Source organism: Amycolatopsis sp. NPDC047767 (genome assembly GCF_040704195.1).
GTDB lineage: Bacteria > Actinomycetota > Actinomycetes > Mycobacteriales > Pseudonocardiaceae > Amycolatopsis.
The window spans coordinates 213,134-229,730 of sequence record NZ_JBEYSJ010000001.1 but is presented as its reverse complement, the minus strand read 5'-3'; the positions used below and the strand labels follow the sequence as shown (position 1 = coordinate 229,730).

General features: G+C 70.8%; 15 protein-coding genes. 8 read left to right on the top strand and 7 right to left on the bottom strand.

Going from position 1 to position 16,597, the window contains the following annotated elements; all coding sequences use genetic code 11:
• Positions 1-3 precede the first annotated feature (3 nt).
• From AB0878_RS01110 to AB0878_RS01100, 3 genes are all read left to right on the top strand, one after another.
• Positions 4-795 carry an alpha/beta hydrolase gene (locus tag AB0878_RS01110; protein WP_366575351.1) on the top strand — a complete coding sequence of 264 codons (792 nt, stop codon included), beginning with the start codon at positions 4-6 and terminating at the stop codon, positions 793-795.
• Positions 796-919: 124 nt separating this feature from the next.
• Positions 920-1,708 (top strand): alpha/beta hydrolase, encoded by a 789-nt coding sequence (locus AB0878_RS01105; protein ID WP_366575349.1) that lies wholly within the window; start codon positions 920-922, stop codon positions 1,706-1,708.
• A gap of 88 nt (positions 1,709-1,796) precedes the next feature.
• Entirely contained in the window at positions 1,797-2,729 is a 933-nt protein-coding gene (locus AB0878_RS01100; protein ID WP_366575347.1) for an alpha/beta fold hydrolase, read from the top strand.
• Here the strand turns inward: AB0878_RS01100 and AB0878_RS01095 are convergent.
• Positions 2,722-3,213: a GNAT family N-acetyltransferase gene (locus AB0878_RS01095; protein WP_366575345.1), complete on the bottom strand. Its 492-nt coding sequence runs from the start codon at positions 3,211-3,213 to the stop codon at positions 2,722-2,724. The two genes, AB0878_RS01100 and AB0878_RS01095, sit on opposite strands and share 8 nt — an antisense overlap.
• Positions 3,214-3,313: 100 nt before the next feature.
• On the opposite strand from AB0878_RS01095, the gene AB0878_RS01090 reads away from it, so the two are divergent.
• Positions 3,314-3,739: a hypothetical protein gene (locus AB0878_RS01090; protein WP_366575343.1), complete on the top strand. Its 426-nt coding sequence runs from the start codon at positions 3,314-3,316 to the stop codon at positions 3,737-3,739.
• Between the two features lie 110 nt (positions 3,740-3,849).
• On the top strand, positions 3,850-4,689 hold the full coding sequence (locus AB0878_RS01085; protein ID WP_366575341.1) for a DUF1206 domain-containing protein: 840 nt from the start codon (positions 3,850-3,852) through the stop codon (positions 4,687-4,689).
• Between the two features lie 3 nt (positions 4,690-4,692).
• Here AB0878_RS01085 and AB0878_RS01080 read toward each other — a convergent pair whose 3' ends face one another.
• Positions 4,693-6,543, bottom strand: coding sequence for a translation factor GTPase family protein (locus tag AB0878_RS01080; protein ID WP_366575340.1), 1,851 nt, complete (start codon positions 6,541-6,543; stop codon positions 4,693-4,695).
• 252 nt (positions 6,544-6,795) lie between these two features.
• Between AB0878_RS01080 and AB0878_RS01075 the strand changes: the two genes are divergently transcribed.
• On the top strand, positions 6,796-7,227 hold the full coding sequence (locus tag AB0878_RS01075; RefSeq protein WP_366575338.1) for a DoxX family protein: 432 nt from the start codon (positions 6,796-6,798) through the stop codon (positions 7,225-7,227).
• 6 nt (positions 7,228-7,233) lie between these two features.
• On the opposite strand, the gene AB0878_RS01070 is transcribed toward AB0878_RS01075, so the two are convergent.
• The 3 genes from AB0878_RS01070 to AB0878_RS01060 all read right to left on the bottom strand — a co-directional run bounded on the left by AB0878_RS01070 (position 7,234) and on the right by AB0878_RS01060 (position 10,895).
• Complete coding sequence (locus AB0878_RS01070) at positions 7,234-7,935, bottom strand: TIGR03089 family protein (protein ID WP_366575336.1); 702 nt, start codon at positions 7,933-7,935, stop codon at positions 7,234-7,236.
• Positions 7,936-7,957: 22 nt separating this feature from the next.
• Positions 7,958-9,112, bottom strand: coding sequence for an LCP family protein (locus tag AB0878_RS01065; RefSeq protein WP_366575933.1), 1,155 nt, complete (start codon positions 9,110-9,112; stop codon positions 7,958-7,960).
• Positions 9,113-9,365: 253 nt separating this feature from the next.
• A complete protein-coding gene (locus tag AB0878_RS01060) occupies positions 9,366-10,895 on the bottom strand; it encodes an LCP family protein (protein WP_366575334.1) in 1,530 nt (509 codons plus the stop codon).
• 138 nt (positions 10,896-11,033) lie between these two features.
• Between AB0878_RS01060 and rfbB the strand changes: the two genes are divergently transcribed.
• Entirely contained in the window at positions 11,034-12,026 is a 993-nt protein-coding gene (rfbB, locus tag AB0878_RS01055) for a dTDP-glucose 4,6-dehydratase (RefSeq protein WP_366575332.1), read from the top strand.
• Positions 12,027-12,059: 33 nt separating this feature from the next.
• Positions 12,060-12,944, top strand: coding sequence for a dTDP-4-dehydrorhamnose reductase (gene rfbD, locus AB0878_RS01050; RefSeq protein ID WP_366575330.1), 885 nt, complete (start codon positions 12,060-12,062; stop codon positions 12,942-12,944).
• 33 nt (positions 12,945-12,977) lie between these two features.
• On the opposite strand, the gene AB0878_RS01045 is transcribed toward rfbD, so the two are convergent.
• Positions 12,978-14,063: a glycosyltransferase family 1 protein gene (locus AB0878_RS01045; protein WP_366575329.1), complete on the bottom strand. Its 1,086-nt coding sequence runs from the start codon at positions 14,061-14,063 to the stop codon at positions 12,978-12,980.
• Positions 14,056-16,566 carry a glycosyltransferase gene (locus tag AB0878_RS01040; RefSeq protein ID WP_366575327.1) on the bottom strand — a complete coding sequence of 837 codons (2,511 nt, stop codon included), beginning with the start codon at positions 16,564-16,566 and terminating at the stop codon, positions 14,056-14,058. Before AB0878_RS01040 ends, AB0878_RS01045 begins: the two co-directional genes overlap by 8 nt.
• Positions 16,567-16,597: the final 31 nt, after the last annotated feature.

The window sequence follows — 16,597 nt, the reverse complement described above, 5'->3', positions numbered from 1 at the left end:
GGTGTGGCCACGGTGACCGTGAACGGTGGGCAACAGGTCCACTACGTCGACCACGGTGGCGACGGCCCGGCCGTCGTCCTGCTGCACAGCTTCCTGATGGACGTCGACATGTGGCTCCCGCAGGTCGAGGCGTTCCGCGGTGACCACCGCCTGATCGCGATCGACGAGCGCGGCCACGGCGAGACCCCCGCGGACGGACCGTTCGACTACTGGGACATCGCCCGCGACGCGCTCGCGGTGCTCGACCACCTCGGCTTCGACCGCGCCGCCGTGATCGGCACCAGCCAGGGCGGGTTCGTCGGCCTGCGCATGGCGCTGCTCGCCCCCGAGCGCGTGACCGCGCTGGCCGTGCTCGGCACGTCGGCCGACGCCGAGCCCGCCGAGGTCGCGGCCGTCTACCGGCAGCTCGGCGACGTGTGGGCACAGGACGGCCCCGACGGCGTGATCGACGGCGTCGCCGCCATCTGCTTCGGCGACAGCTTCGACGCCACGGCGTGGAAGGCCAAGTGGCGCGAGCACTACCAGGGTGAGCAAGCCCGCCTGCTGATCGGCGCCCTCGCCGGCCGCGACAGCCTCCTCGACCGCCTCGGAGAGGTCCAGACCCCGGTGCTGGTCCTGCACGGCACGGCCGACCGCGCCTACCCCCTCGAGAAGGCCGAAGAACTCGTCAACGGTCTGCCGAACGCGAAACCGCTGGTCACGATCGAGGACGGCGCGCACTTCCTCAGCCTCACCCACGCCGCCGACGTCAACCCGCACCTCAAGGGTTTCCTCGCCGCGCACGCCGCGCGCTGATCCACGCCACACCGGCGAATCGGCGGCGGAGACCAGGCATTCGGGTGAGGATTTCCCAGCCTCTTGCCCGACCCGGGCGCATGTGAGACATGTGCCATGCTGATCCCGAACGCGGAGGTGTCGGATGGCCACGGTGACCGTCAACGGTGGGCAGCAGGTCCACTTCGTCGACTACGGCGGTGACGGCCCCGCTGTCCTGCTGCTGCACAGCTTCCTGATGGACATCGACATGTGGCAGCCGCAGGTCGAGTCCTTCGGCGCGGACTACCGGCTCATCGCGATCGACGAACGCGGCCACGGCGCCACCCCGGCCGACGCGGACTTCGACTACTGGGACGTCGCCCGCGACGCGTTCGGCGTGCTGGACCACCTCGGCATCGAGCGCGCCGCCGTGATCGGCACCAGCCAGGGCGGGTTCATCGCCCTGCGCATGGCGCTGCTCCAGCCTGAGCGCGTGACCGCGCTGGCCGTGCTCGGCACGTCCGCGGAGAGGGAGGCCGAAGGCACCGCCACGGTCTACCGGCACCTGATTGCCGCTTGGCTCGAAGCCGGGCCGGAGCCGCTGGTCGACGGCATCGCCACGTTCTGCCTGGGCGACTTCGAAGCGTCCGACTGGAAGACGAAGTGGCTCAAGGTCCCTGGCGAGAAGTTCCAGCGGATCATGGAGACCCTCGTCAGCCGCGACAGCGTGCTCGAACGCGTGGGCGAGATCCAGGCGCCGGCGCTCGTGCTGCACGGCAGCGGCGACAACGAGTACCCGATGGCCCGCGCCGAGTCGCTCGTGGCCGCGCTCCCCAACGCCGAACCGCTGGTCACGGTCGTGAGCGGCGCGCACTTCCTCAGCCTCACCCACGCGTCGGACGTGCAGCCCCACCTGAAGAAGTTCCTCGAAGCCCACGCTGCGGGCAAGTAACCCACTTGGAGGAGTTTCCGTTCCTCTCTCAACGCGTTAACTGATCAGGTGACTGGGGTCACCATCGGTTCACGGAGAGGTGGAGCGGATGGGCGTGCGCGCGTTCGGGCGTCGGGTAGTGGTTCTCGTGGCGGCACTGGGAGCGGTCGCCCTGAGTACCGGCACCGCGGACGCGGCGGTGAAGGAGCCGACCGGCCCGGTCCAGCCGAACATCATCTCGGCGGCGCTGTACTCCGTGGTGCAGCCGACCATCGCGCCACCGGGCGCCAACGACTGGAACTGCAAGCCTTCCGCCGAGCACCCCAACCCGGTCCTGCTGTCCAACGGCACCACGGCCAACGCGTACGAGAACTGGGCCAATCTCTCGAAGGTGCTCGCCGACCACGGCTACTGCGTGTTCGCCGGCAACTTCGGCGGCTCGCCGGGCAGCTTCCTGCAGACCGTCGGCCCGGTCGCGGGCACGGCCACGCAGCTCGCGCAGTTCGGCGACAAGGTCCTCGCGGCCACGGGCGCGGCGAAACTGGACATCGTCGGGCACTCGCAGGGCGGCATGAACCCGCGCTACTGGATCAAGTACCTGGGCGGTGCCTCGAAGATCGGCAAGCTCATCGGTCTCTCGCCGTCGAACTACGGCACGAGCCTGTTCGGCCTGCTCAGCACCCTGCAGGCCATCCCGCCGGTGCGTGACCTCGTAGGCCTCGCGTGCGCGTCGTGCAACGAGCAGTCCACTGGCTCGGCCTTCCTGACCGACCTCAACGCCGGCGGCGACACCGTGCCCGGCATCGACTACACCGTGATCCAGACGAAGTACGACGACGTGGTCACGCCCTACACCAACGCGTTCCTCAAGCCGGCGCCGAACGTCAAGAACATCGTGCTGCAGGACGTCTGCTCGGCGGACTTCACCGACCACCTCGGCATCCCGTACGACCCGATCGCCGAGCGCGAGGTGCTCAACGCGCTCGACCCGGCGCACGCGCAGACCCCGAAGTGCGTGTTCGTGCCTCCGGTGATCAGCTGAGCGACTGGTACATCACGTGCAGCCCGACGTACCCGTGCGTCGGGTGGTGGAAGGCCCCGGGCACCGTGCCGATCACGGTGAAGCCGAGTGATTTCCACAGGGCGACCGCTCGGGTGTTGGTCTCGACGACGGCGTTGAACTGCACCCCGCGGTAGCCCTCGGCGCGCGCCCACTCCAGCATGTTCTCGCCGAGGGCGCGGCCGGCGCCTCGGCCGGCGGAAGCGGGCGCCACCATAAAGCTTGCGGTCGCGATGTGCGAGCCCGGTCCTTCGCGGTTCGGCCCCATCTTCGCGGAGCCGAGAATGTCACCGAAATTGTTCACAATCACGGCTGTGCGCGACGGCGGGGATGCCAGCCAGTAGTCGCGGGCGGCCTGTTCTCCCAGGTCACGGGGCAGCGCGTAGGTCTCACCAGCGGCGACGATGGTGTGCAGGAACGGCCAGATGGCGGGCCAGTCCTCGCCTGTCGCGTCGCGGATGAGCACGTAACGAGGATTCCAGAAGTAGGTACAAACGCGAACTCTTTTCGTCCCGTTGTGCCATTCCGGTTGTGCAGGCCCGCGGCAGAGTGTCACAGTCGTCGACATGTTCTGGCCGGTCCCTGACACCTGGAAGCCGAGCGACGACGCCGAGCTGGTCGCCGGCTGGCGCTTGTGGCTCGAGCTGAGCGACCGCGCCTGGCCCACGGCCGCGTGGGATGGCACCCCCGCCGACGCGGTCAAACAGCTGCGCGAACTGCTCGACGCCTTGGACGACATCGAGACCGTGTACCGCGAGTCCTCCGCCGACCCGTCGGAGGAGTTCGTGCACGTGATCCAGGCCCTGGCCCTGTGCGCGAGCGCCGTGATCGGCCTGTGGTGGGACGACTTCGCGCCCCTGGACTCCGACCGCGCGCCCAAGCTCCACGAAGACCTGCAGCGCTTCGCCGCGCACGCCGAACAGGTCCTGACGCTCCTGGCCACCCACGGCGGCTGGGCCGCCCTCGACTCCGTCCGCCGCGGCCCGGCCTGAGTCCACACGCGACAGTCGATTGAGCCGAACGGCCCAATCGCCGGGCTAATCCTGTCCAGGCGGGTAGCGGCGGTCATCGGCGGGTAAGCCTCCGGCAACGGAGGTGCCCGATGACCGCTCCCCAGTCCGCCGCAGCCGCGGCGAGATCGCACGTCGAAAACCCGCGCCGCAGCAAGGTCGCGCAAACGCTCGGCCGCGCCGGAATGGCGTGTTACGGCTTGGTGCACCTGATCATCGCCTACCTCGCGCTGCGCATCGCCTTCGGCGGTGGCACCGGTCAAGCCGCGGACCAGAACGGTGCGCTGCAAGAGATCGGCTCCAACGCGTTCGGCACCGCGGTGCTGTGGGTGCTCGCGGTCGGGCTGATCGCGTTCGGCTTGTGGCAGGTGCTCATGGCCGCGACCGGGTACGAGTGGGTGTCCGGCGGCAAACGGGTGCGCAAGCGCCTCGGCTCGGGCGGCCGCGCGATCGTGGTGTTCGCGCTGGGGTACAGCGCGATCCGGATCGCGGTCGGTGCCGGTTCGTCCGCGGGCAACCAGCGCCAGCAGGAGGCCACCGGGAAGGTGCTCGCGTTGCCTGCCGGGCCTGCCCTCGTGGTGGTCGCGGCGTGCTGCGTGGCCGCGGTCGCCGTCGCATCCGGTGTGAAGGGTGTGCGGCAGTCGTTCCTGGAGGACCTCGACACCTCAGAGCTGCCGCGGGGCACCCGGCGCTGGGTGGCCCGCCTCGGCACGGGTGGGTACGTGGCGAAAGGCGTGGTGCTCGCGCTGGTGGCCGTGCTGCTCGGGTATGCCGGTCTGCAGTCCGACGCTCGGGAGGCCGGCGGTCTCGACGCGGCGCTGCGGACGTTGGCCGGGCAGCCGTTCGGCGCGGTGCTGCTCACGATTGTCGCGTTAGGACTCGCGGCTTTCGGTGCGTACTGTTTCGGGGCGGCGTGGGCGCACAAGCGGTGACGCTCAGCGCGGCCGGTATTCGGCGAACTCACTGAAGAACACCCCCTCGCCCTGTGTGAGTGCGGGCAACGCCTGTTCGAACTCGTGCACGGATGCGGCCGGGATCGTGCCGGTGACGGTGCAGCCGGTGGCCGTGACCGCGGGCTCGTCAGGCACGGCGCGCAGCTCCACGAGCTTGCGGAGCACGCCGCTCACCGCGTTCGCCGGGGCCTCGACTTCGAAGCTGTGCACGGGTTCGTGCACGCGGGTGCCGGCGGCGCGCAAGGCTTCGGCGACCACGAGCGCGGTCATGCCGCGGAAGTCGCCGGCTGTGGTGAGTGGCGGGAAGAACGCGGCGTCGGTCAGGGTCACCACGCAGTCGATCACCGGGCGCGGGCGGTGGCTCAGCTGAGCGCGCACGGTCTCCTCGATGGCCTTGTGGAACGCCAGCGGCAGCGACCCGAGCTCCACGCCCAGCCGGTACCCGACGCCGGAGGCCGGCGGGCCGGGTTCCACGCGCAGGCCGACGGTGGCGAAGAAGTACACGCGTTCGTCAGGTGCGCGGTGGCCCACGGCGTGGCCCTCACGGCAGAGGCGTTCGACGAGCAGGATGCGGGACTCCTCGAACTCCGCGGCCACGCCGAAGTCCTCGGCCAGCGTCGAGCGGATCACCTCTTTCTGGACCTCGCCGTAGAGCCGCACGGAGACTTCGTGTTCGTGGCGGCGGACGCTGATCAGCGGGTCCTGTTCGGACAGTCGTTCCAGCGCCGAGTACAGGGCCACGGCGTCGTCCGGGTTGACGGGCCGCACCACCGTCTCCAGGCTGGGCGGGGCGAAGAATCCGGGCTCGGCCAGGGGGTCGGCGAGACCCAGGTGGTCGCCGATCCGCATGTCCTTCAGTCCCCAGACGCGGGCGACGTCGCCGGCGCACGCCAGGCCGTCGACCGGGGTGGCGCCGTGTTCGTAGACGCGCACGGCGGACGCGCGGCCGGTCAGCTCGGTGACCGTGCCGTCGGTTTCGCGGCGGTGGAAGGGAAACGGCGTGCGTGGGCTCAGCGAGCCCGACCGCACTCGGACGTACGCGATCTTCTCGCCGGCGCGCCCACGTTCGATCTTGAACACGGTGGCGGCCAGCTCTCCGGCGTCGGTGCGTTCCCGTGCCGGAAACAGGTCCCGGACGCGCGAGAAGAGCGCGGCCACGCCCGCGCCGGTGATCGCCGAGCCGAAAACCACCGGGTGCACGGCTCCGCGTGCGACCTGGCGAACGAGGGCCGCGTGGTAGTCCGGTTCCCGTCCCGCTACATAGGACGCGAGGAACTCGTCGTCGTCCGCCAGGGCTTCGGCCAGGTGCTCGCCGGGCGGCAGCGGCACGGGTTTCGCCTGCGGCGTCCCGAGCCCGGTCACCGTGTCGAGGGCGACGCAACGCGGGGAAAGCCGGGTGCGCAGGGCGTCGAGCAGGGTGGATTCCTGCGCGCCCAACCGGTCGATCTTGTTCACGAACACGAGCACGGGAATGCCGAGGCGGGTGAGAGTCCGCATGAGCACGCGGGTCTGCGCCTGCACACCCTCCACTGCGGACACGACGAGCACGGCGGCGTCGAGCACGCCGAGGGCACGTTCGACCTCCGCGATGAAGTCGGAGTGACCGGGGGTGTCGACGAGCGTGAGCCGGTGCTCGCCCGTGGTCACGGCGACCACGGCCGACTTGATGGTGATGCCGCGGCGGCGTTCGAGCTCCAGGGAATCGGTCTGGGTGTCGCCGGAGTCGACGCTGCCGAGCCGGCCGATCACGCCGGTCTCGAAGAGCAGGCGCTCGGTCAGGCTGGTTTTACCGGCGTCGACGTGCGCGAGAACGCCAAGGGTGAGGGTCTTCATGGGTGGGTGAGGTCCTCATCGATGCGATGGACAGGCCGAACTGGGGTCGGTCGGACTGTCGGCGCATCGGGGTCTCCTCACCGTCTCGGACAGGGCGGTCGGCACAATACCGCTCGGTGACGGACGCGTACAGCGAGTATTTTCCGGTGCCTGTCGGTTTCCTGTCGATCACTCGCCGAAGCGGGCTTCGGTGGTGCGACCCGACCTACTGTGGGCCGGGACAGTGGGAAGATCACCGATCAGGAGTTTTTGATGGACACTCGAGTCAAGGATGTCGCCCTGCTGCTCGGCCGGATCGGCGTGGCAGTGGTTTTCTTCGTCCACGGGGTGCAGAAGTGGAACAGTGGCATCGGCGCCACTGCGAACTTCTTCAGCCAGGTCGGTGTCCCGCTGCCCTCGGTCGCGGCGGTGTTCGTGATCATCCTCGAGGTGCTCGGCTCGATCGCCTTCGTCGCCGGCTTCCTGCTGCCGGTGATCGCCCTCGGCTACGTCGTCGACATGACGGGCGCGCTGCTCTCGGTCCACGTGTCCAACGGCCTCACCGGCGACAACGGCTACGAACTCGTGCCGGTGCTCGGCCTGGCCGCCCTCGCCCTCGGCTTCAACGGCGGCCGCCTGTCGGTGGACCACGTGCTGTTCTGGCGCAAGCGCGAGGCGCGGCCGGCCGAGCTGGAAACCGTCTGACGTCCGTCAGCCGAGGTCGGTCGTGGTGCGTTCGGCGTCGCGTTTGCGGTCGAGCTTCGCCGGGTCCGCGTGGGTGACCTGGACGAGGTGGGCGCTCGCGGCCAGGGGCACGAGGAAACCGTCGAGGACGCCGTCGGGGATGGTCCAGTCCAAGGTGGACAGAGCGCGGTCGGCGGCGGTCAGGCCCAGCTTTTCGGCGCGCGTACGGGCTTCCGAGAGAATGTCGTCCACAGTGGACGAGCCGAGCGCGGGAGTGTCACCCGGGATGGCCGACATCGGGGTGAACTGGTCGCCCGACATCCGCGCCTCGGTGAGGTAGTCGAGCGCGCCGCCCGCCGGGGGAGTGGACAGGCCGCGGCCCATCGGGTCGAGGGAGACCACGGCGACGGCCGGGGCGTCGACGGAAGCGTCGGGGCCGATGAATACCACGCGCGCGCCGTTGGGCTCGGGGACGACGCGGGCGCCGCACCACCAGGCGCCGAGCAGGATGCCGGCGGTCTGCCAGTGGGCGGGCAGCTGCACGGCGACGTCGTCGCCCGGCTCGACGTCGAACTCGTCGACGAGCCAGTTGGCCGTCTTCGCGGCCCAGTTCAGCGTGGTCGCCACCGACAGCTCGACGCGGCTGCCGAGCTGGTCGTCGTAATGCGTGATCAGCGGTTTCGCGGGCGACGCCAGCAGCGGGCGCAGCAGCTGTTCGGTGAGGCTCATGCAGTCCAGGCTAGCCGGGGCTTCAGTCGACGCACGGCACGCCGGGGATGCCCGATTGCAGTTGGAGTGCGGGCGCACCCGCCGCGGCCCCGCCGCCACCCATCGGCGCGCGCCCGACCAGGCCGGCCACGAACTTGCGCACCGCCGTCGGGTCGACCTCGACGATGCTCTGCCCGTCGGCGCTGCGGCCGTTGGCCGTGATCACCGGCACGGTCGTGAAGTTCAGGTCGCCCGACGCCACGCCCTTCACCTGCTGCGCGAAGTCGAGCACGTCGAGGCCGTCGTCGAGCGTGATCGAGCGGTGCACGGCGTCCATCAGGCTGCTCATCGTCGACGGGCTGGTCAGCGTGCCCGCCGACAGCACCTGGTGCAGCGCCGAGGACAGGAACGCCTGCTGCCGCACGATCCGGTCGAGGTCGCCGTGGGGTAGGTTCTTGCGCTGGCGCACGAACGACAGCGCCTCGCCGCCGGACACCGTCTGCACGCCGCGGCGGAAGTCCGCGCCCGAGTCCTTGTCCGACGTCGAGTGGTTCAGGCACACCTTCACGCCGCCGAGGGCCTCGGTGAGCAGGTAGAAGCCCAGCAGGTTGATCTCGGCGTAGTGGTCCACGCGGATCTGCGTGAGGTCCTGCACGGTCTGGACCAATACCCGGCGACCCTCGCTGTCGGAGTCGCGCTCGATCTTCGCCTGGTCGCGCTCGCCCTTGGCGCGCTCGGCGTCCGCGAACTGGGCCTTCGCCACGCCGTACGCCGAGTTGATCTTCGCCTGGCCGCGGCCCGGGATGTCGACCCAGCTGTCGCGCGGGATCGAGACGCCCGACGGCTTGCTGCCGTCCTTCGGGAAGCGCAGCAGGATGATCGTGTCGGTGTTGATCCCCGCCTTCTCCTCGGTGCGCAGCGACTTCAGCATGCTCGTCGGCAGCGGGTTGCCCTGCGCGTCGGTGCGCGCGTCGCTGCCGACGAGCAGGATGTCGGTGGCGCCGTCGTCGGCGGGCGGGGCCGGCGGTTCACCCGCGCGGGGGGTGAGGACGTCGGTGGTGGGGACGTTGCTCTGCAGCTGGTCCTTCGTCACGTACGCGTAGCCCGTGGCGCCCAGCGCCAGCACCGACACGAGCCCCAGCGCGATCCGCCGGGTGATGCGGCCGGCGCGGCCCGGGCGGACACGTGGGGTCCGCACCGTCGGCTGTGGCAGGTCCAACCGGGGGTAGGGCGACGGCTTCCACTCGGAAGACTCCGCGGATTCGTCACTGTCCGTGTCCGATTCCGGCGTCTCGTCAGCCTCAGCCGGCTCGACGGCTTCTTCCGGCGACGGCTCTGCCGGCTCCTCGCCCTCGACCCGGTCCGGCTTGTCCTCGTTCTCGTCCACCCCAAGTACCTCCCCATAGCCCAGCCTAGAGGCCCGCCCCGGCCGCCACGCTGAGTGCCCGACTCTAGTTGACGCAGGGCACTCCGCCGGCCGTGATCGGCGGAGTGGGTGGTGCGGCCGGCGCGGTGGGCGTTGTCGGGGTGGTCGTGACCGTCGATCCCGACCCGGCGCCCGCGCCGCGCCGGTCCTTGCCCAGCAGCACGCGCACGTGCCCGGCGGTGACGTCGGAGTCGGGCTCGGCCTCGAGGTCGCCGCCGAGGGCCTGGCGGACCAGCGCGAGCGCGGCGTCGTCGGCCGGGTTGTAGCGGATCACGGTGCTCGCCCGAGCGGACAGCTTCGTGTCACCCGCGAGCTTGAAGCCCTTGCCCTGCAACAGGGTGTGGGTCTGGGTCGCGACGTCGGCGCCGCTGCCGTCGAACAGCTCGACCGTCACGGCGCCGGCGCCGGGCAGCGTGGCGGGCGTCGAGGTCGGGGTGTCGGGCGTGCCGTCGGAGGTGAGCCGGTCGACCTCCGCCTGAACCTGGGCCGGGTCGACGCGCAGCACGTCGGCGCCGCCGATCACCGCGTTGCCCTGCGTGGGGATGGTGTGGAACTCGACGTTGCCACCCGTCAGGCCGCGCATCTGCTCCGCGAACTCGGTGAGGTCCCAGCCCTCGGAAAGCACCACGGACTTCTTCACCGCGGCCACGAGCTGCGCGATCTTGGCCGGGTTGGTGAGCACGTCGCCGGAGAGGACCTTGTTCGCCAGCCCCGAGAGGAACGCCTGCTGGCGCGCGATGCGGTCGAGGTCGCCGTTGGGCAGGCCGTAGCGCTGGCGCACGAACGCGAGCGCCTGCACGCCCGAGATGCTCTGGCGGCCCGCCGGCAGGTCCACGCCGGACTTCTTCTCCTTCACCGGCGCCTTGAGGCACACGTCCACGCCGTCGATGGCCTTCGTGATCTCGTAGAAGCTCGCGAGGTTCACCTCGGCGTAGCGGTCGATCATGCCCGGCTTGCCGATGAACTTCTCCAGCGTCGCCACGAGGTTCTTGCGACCGGCCACCTTGGACTTCTGGTCGACGTCCTTGAGGTCGGTGTCACCCTGGTTCTGCAGCGTCTTGAACGTGTCGTTGTAGGCGTACACATACGCGCTGTTGAGCTTGTGCTTGCCGAAGCCGCCGGTGATCTCCACCCACGAGTCACGCGGGAAGGAGATGGCGACGGCGTGCTGCCCGTTCTGGGGGATGTGCACCAGGATCATCGTGTCGGTCTGCTTTTCACCGTCCGCGATGCCGGCGTGGAGCATGTCGAGCACCTCGCGCGGCAGCGGGTTGCCCTGCGCGTCGGTGCGGCTGTCCTGGCCCACGAGGAGGATGTCGATGGCGCCGTCGAGCGGCTTGGCGTGCGCCTCGGGCTGGTCGAAGATCTGCGTGGTCGTGAACCCGGTCTGCGGGTCGCCGATGAACTGCCAGCCGTACCAGGTCAGGGCCAGGATCACGATCGAGAGGATCGAGAGCACGACCTTGCCACCGCGGCGCAGCCCGACGAGCACGCCGCGGCCGTGCGCTGCCGGTACCCGCTGCGACGGCAGCGGAGACCCAGGCCACTCGGTCACGCGTTCCTCCCCCACCCATGCCCCGTGGGCACCGGAGTGCCTTCGGGAGACTCTACCGAGTCTCGGGTGGGTCATCCGTAGTCTGGTGGTCGGATTGCCCGGTCGGGCACGAGAAGCGGGCACGAAGGGTGGAGAAGGATGCGAGTCCTGGTCACGGGCGGTGCGGGATTCATCGGATCGCACTACGTCCGGCAGGTGGTTTCGGGTGCCTACCCGACGCTGCGTGACGCCGAGGTCGTGGTGCTGGACAAGCTCACGTACGCCGGCAACGAGGCGAACCTCGACCCGGTCGCCGACAGCCCCCGCCTGCGGTTCGTCCGCGGCGACATCTGCGACGCGCCGCTGGTCTCGGACCTGATGCGGGGTATCGACCTGGTGGTGCACTTCGCGGCGGAGTCGCATGTGGACCGTTCGATCCTGGGCTCGGCCGACTTCGTGCTCACCAACGTGCTGGGCACCCAGACGCTGCTGCAGGCCGCGCTGGAGGCGGGCGTCGGCAAGTTCGTGCACGTGTCCACCGACGAGGTCTACGGGTCCATCGCGGACGGTTCGTGGTCGGAAGACCACGTGCTGGAGCCGAATTCGCCGTACTCCGCGTCGAAGGCGTCGTCGGACCTGATCGCGCGCTCCTTCTTCCGCACGCACGGCCTGCCCGTGTGCGTCACACGGTGCTCGAACAACTACGGCCCGTACCAGTTCCCTGAAAAGGTCATCCCGCTCTTCACCACCAATCTCCTCGACGGGCTGAAAGTGCCGCTCTACGGCGACGGCCTCAACGTGCGCGACTGGCTCCACGTCGACGACCACTGCCACGGCATCCAGCTCGTCGCCGACGGCGGGCGCGCCGGCGAGATCTACAACATCGGCGGCGGCACGGAGCTCACCAACCGCGAGCTCACCGGACGGCTGCTCGACGCGGTGGGCGTCGGCTGGGAGCGGGTGGAGCCGGTGGCGGACCGCAAGGGCCACGACCGGCGCTACAGCGTCGACATCACCAAGATCAGCTCCGAGCTCGGTTACGCGCCGCGGGTGTCCTTCGAGGACGGTCTGGCAGGTACGGTGCGCTGGTACGCCGACAACCGCGCGTGGTGGGAGCCGCTGAAGGGCCGCGCCGCGCTCGGTACGTCCTGAGGATTTTCGTGCTTTTCGTGTGGAGGTAAGACGGTGCGGCTCGCTCTGCTCGTCCCCGGCGGTTCCGGCCAGCTCGGCCGCGACCTGGCAGCGCTCGCGGGTCCCGAGGTGGAGGTGGTCGCGCCGGCTTCGGCGGAGCTCGACGTCCGCTCGGCCGGCGAGGTGGTCCGGGCGCTCGACGCGCTGGTTTCCCGGGCCGCCGCCTCGGGTGCGGCGCCGGTGGTCGTGAACGCGGCGGCGTACACGGCGGTCGACGCGGCCGAGCAGGACGAGGTCCGCGCGTTCGGGGTGAACGCCGACGGGCCGCGCGTGCTCGCCGCCGTGTGCTCGTCGCGGCGGGTGCCGCTGGTGCACGTGTCCACGGACTACGTGTTCCCGGGCGACGCTTCGCGGCCGTACGAGGTCACGGACGAGCTGGGACCGAAGAGCGCGTACGGGCGGACCAAGGCCGCCGGCGAGGACGCGGTGCTCGGGTCCGGCGCGTCGGCCTGGGTGGTGCGCACGAGCTGGGTCTACGGCAAGAGCGGGGCCAACTTCGTCAAGACCATCCAGCGGCTGGAGGGCGAGAAGGACCAGCTGACCGTGGTGGACGACCAGACCGGGTCGCCGACGTGGTCCGCGGACCTGGCCGCCGGGGTGGTGGAGCTGGCCGGGCGGATCGCGGCCGGCGAAGGTCCGTCGTCGCGGGTGCTGCACTGCACCGGCGAGGGCGAGGTGACGTGGTGCGGGTTCGCGAAGGCGATCTTCGAGGAGATCGGCGCGGACCCCGAGCGGGTGCGGCCGTGCACGACCGAAGAGTTCCCGCGGCCGGCGCCGCGACCCGCGTATTCGGTGCTGTCCAACGCGTCCTGGCGCGAGGCGGGGCTGACGCCGTTGCGGCCGTGGCGCGAGGCGCTCGCGGAGTACTTCCGGAGCTGACCGGTGAGGGCGCGGTGCGCCCTCACCGGCGGTTCAGCGCTTGGCGGCCCGGCGGTAGGCCTCGACGGTGAGCGTCGCGCAGTTGCGCCAGGTGAAGCCGGCGGCGTGCGTGCGGCGGGCCGTCGACGTGGCCGTCGCGTGGGGATCGAGCACGGCTTGCCGCAACGCCGTCGCCAGGCCGTCGACGTCGTCGTAGGGCACGAGCGTCGCACACGGACCGGCCACTTCCCGCAGCGCCGGAATGTCCGTGCAGACCACGGGAACGTCCGACGCCATGGCCTCCAGCACCGGCAGCCCGAAGCCCTCGTCGCGCGAGGGCAGCACCAACGCCGCCGCCCCGGCGACGACGGTCCGGAGGTCCACATCGGACAGATAACCCGTCTGCCCGGAACGCGGCAGCCGCGGGAACGGACCCGGCCCGGCGAACACCAGCGGCGGCAGATCCGGCGCGGACGCGTGCGTGCGGGCCAGCCAGTCGAGGCCCTTGCGTGGCCCGGCGGCACCGGCGAACAGCAGGTACTTCTCCGGCAGGCGGAGCTTCGCGCGCTGGCCGTCGTCCGGCGGACGCGCGGTGAACCACGCCGGGTTCACGCCGAGCGGGGTGACGACGATCTTGTCGCGAGCAACGTCCAGGCGCTCGGCCACCGAGTCGGCGACGGCCGCGGTGGGGGTGCAGATCACGTCGGCGCGGCGGGCGCCGCGGCGGACCAGCTCCGGCAGCGTCCGGTCGGACGGCGCGAGCTCGCCGGGTTCGTCGAGGAACGCCAGGTCGTGGATGGTCAGCACGCCGGCGGCGCGCAGCCGGCCGGGGAGGACGAAGTTGGTGCCGTGGACGACGTCGGTGGGGCCGGCGAACAGCTCGACCGGCGGCAGCTCGGACCGCAGCCACGCGCGTCGCAACAACCGCGCGGGCACGGGCATCCCGCGCGCCCGCGCGCCGTGGGGCAGGACGCCGCGCAGCTTTCGCCAGCCGCGCAACGTGAACGCGACCGCGCGAGGGTCCACTTCGGACATCGACGCGAGTTCCTCGCTCAACGCCGCCGTGTAGCGGCCGATGCCCGTGCGGGAGCCGAGCAGCGGGGTGCCGTCGAGCAGCACGCGCAGCGGTCGGTCAGCCACGGCGCAACCGTTGCCGGGCGACCTTCACGACGCGGCCGCCGACGCGGCGGGCCAGCTCGCTCGGGCCGCCCTGAGCGAGGTACTCGCGGACGAGGTCGACGTCGCGGCGGACCAGCGCCGTGCCGCGGACGGGGGCGGTGGTTGTAAGGTCCGCGCCGCCCGGCAGCCGGTCTGCGGCCGGGCGCGGGTTGCGGCAGAACTCCACCAGCGGCTTCAGTGCCTCCGGCCACGCGTAGCGGCGCGCGACCTCGGCGATCCGCTCGACGCAGCCGGCCGCGAACTCCTCGTCGTACAGAGACTTCTCCAGCGCGGCCGCGAGTGCCTCCGCGTCCTCGGCCGGCACGACGACCCCGAGCCGCTCGGTGCGGACCAGGTCGGCGAACGCGTCGCCGTCCGTGGTGACGATCGGCAGGCCCGCCCACAGGTAGTCGAGCACGCGGGTGCGGAAGGCGAACGTGGTCTCGACGTGCTCGTAGTGCGTGGTCACGCCGCAGTTGGCGTCGAGCAGCCAGTTCTGGCGCTCGCCGTAGGGCACCCACTGCTCGTTGAAGAACACGTGCTTGTCCGTGAGGCCGAGCGAGTCGGCCAGCCGGATCGTGCGGGCGCCGATGTCCATCTCGGCGACCTCGGGATTCGGGTGCTTCATACCGAGGAACACGAGCCGTGCGTCGTCGCGGTTCCGGCGGAGCAGATCCACGGCGCGGATGAGCGTGAGCGGGTCGAACCAGCTGTACACGCCGCCGGCCCACAGCACCACGCGGTCGGACTCGCCGAGCCCGAGCGACGCACGCAGGCCGGGGCCGGTGCGCACGGGTTCCTGCGGCGAGAGACCGAACGGCACCACGGCCAGCAGCGACTGCGTGGTCGGGTCGGCGTCGTAGAGCCGCGGCGAGAGCCGGCCCAGCGCGGCGAGGTGGCCCAGCCAGAAGTGGCGCTGGCGCTCGGAGGCGCAGAGGAAGAAGTCGGCGCGCTCCAGCTGTGCGTCGAGGACCTTCGTGACGCCCGCGAGGTCGAGTGCACGCTGGTCGTCGGCCCCGCCCTTGCCCTGCTCCAGCAGCTCGAGGTGCATGGGGTCGTAGACGTCGGCGACCACGATCTTGTTGGCGTGCTGCTTCTTCAGCGTCGGCGCGAGCTCCAGCACGTGACCCTGCAGGATGATCACGTCGGCCCACTCGATGGGGGCGTCGAGGTCGCGGAACTTGCCCGAGCTGATGCGGAACGCCGCGGCCGGCGGTGAGAGCAGCGGGTTGGTGGTCATCAGGTGCACTTCGTGCTCGGCGGCGAGCGTCGAGGCGATGTTCCACGCGCGGATCGCGGGGCCGGCCATGCGCTCGGTGATCGAATCGCCCGTGAGCACGAGGATCTTGCGGCGCTGCCCGAACACGGCCTCGATGCCGAAGGCCTCGACAAGGATTTCGTGGGCCCGCAGGTAGTCCGGCAGGGGATATGCGGGCTCCAAAGCCTTGCGCAGCAAGGGAAGCAGGTCGGCGTCGGTGCGGACGCGGGCGGCCTGCTCCTCGGCGCGGGACTCGGCGAGCGACGGCATCATTTCCACGAACCGGTCGATGGCCAGCACGCCCGCGACGGTCGTCCGCGGCACGGCGAGGTCACCCGTCTCGACCGGGCCGACACCCTTTTCGAGGTTCAGCTGCTCGGGGTCCAGGCCGCCGCGGGCGGTGGCGCGCCGGACGGCCAGCGCGAGCGCCGCGGGCAGCGCCTTGGCGAGCGACTCGTCGGAGAGGTTCTTGTACAGCGCGGCGAGCGCGTTGCGTTCCAGGAGAAAGGTCTCCCGGCCGGTCTCGGGCGCGTCGACGGCGGACATCGTGCCGTGGTGACGGTGGTACGCCAGCGATTCCGGTACGTAGCGCACGCGCCAGCCGCGCAGGTTCAGCCGCCAGCCGAGGTCGACGTCCTCGTAGAACATGAAGAATCGTTCGTCGAACCCGCCGAGCTCGGCGAACACCGAGGCGCGCACGAACATCGCCGAGCCGGTGCCGAAGAGCACGTCCTTGGCGACTTCGCGCTCGGCCTCGGGCACGTCGGCCAGCGGGCTGCCCGCGTGGCGCTTGTAGCCCATGCCGAACCAGGTCAGGCCCGCGTCGACGAAGTCGGTGCCGGTGCCGTCCCAGTCGACGACCTTGCTGGCCACCGCGGCGACGGTCGGCTGCGCCTGCAGCTCCGCGACGGCCGCGGAGACCCACGCGGGCGCCGGGCGGGCGTCGTTGTTGAGGAAGGCGAGCACGGTGCCGTTGGCGTGCTTCGCGCCGAGGTTGCAGCCCCCGGCGAAGCCGCTGTTCACGGGCGACTCGATCAGCTTCACGGCCGGCACGGCGGCGCGGATGCGCTCGGCGTCGTCGCCGCCGGAGGCGTTCTCGACGCAGATCAGCTCGACGTGCTCGTAGTCCAGGTCGGACAGCGCGCGAAGGCAAGTGATCGTGTCTTCGGCGCCGCGGTAGTTCACCACGATCACCGAGACGAGCGGTTGCGGTTCCCCCAGCGCCAAAACGAGCTCCTGTCCGTGATGTCGGGCCTCG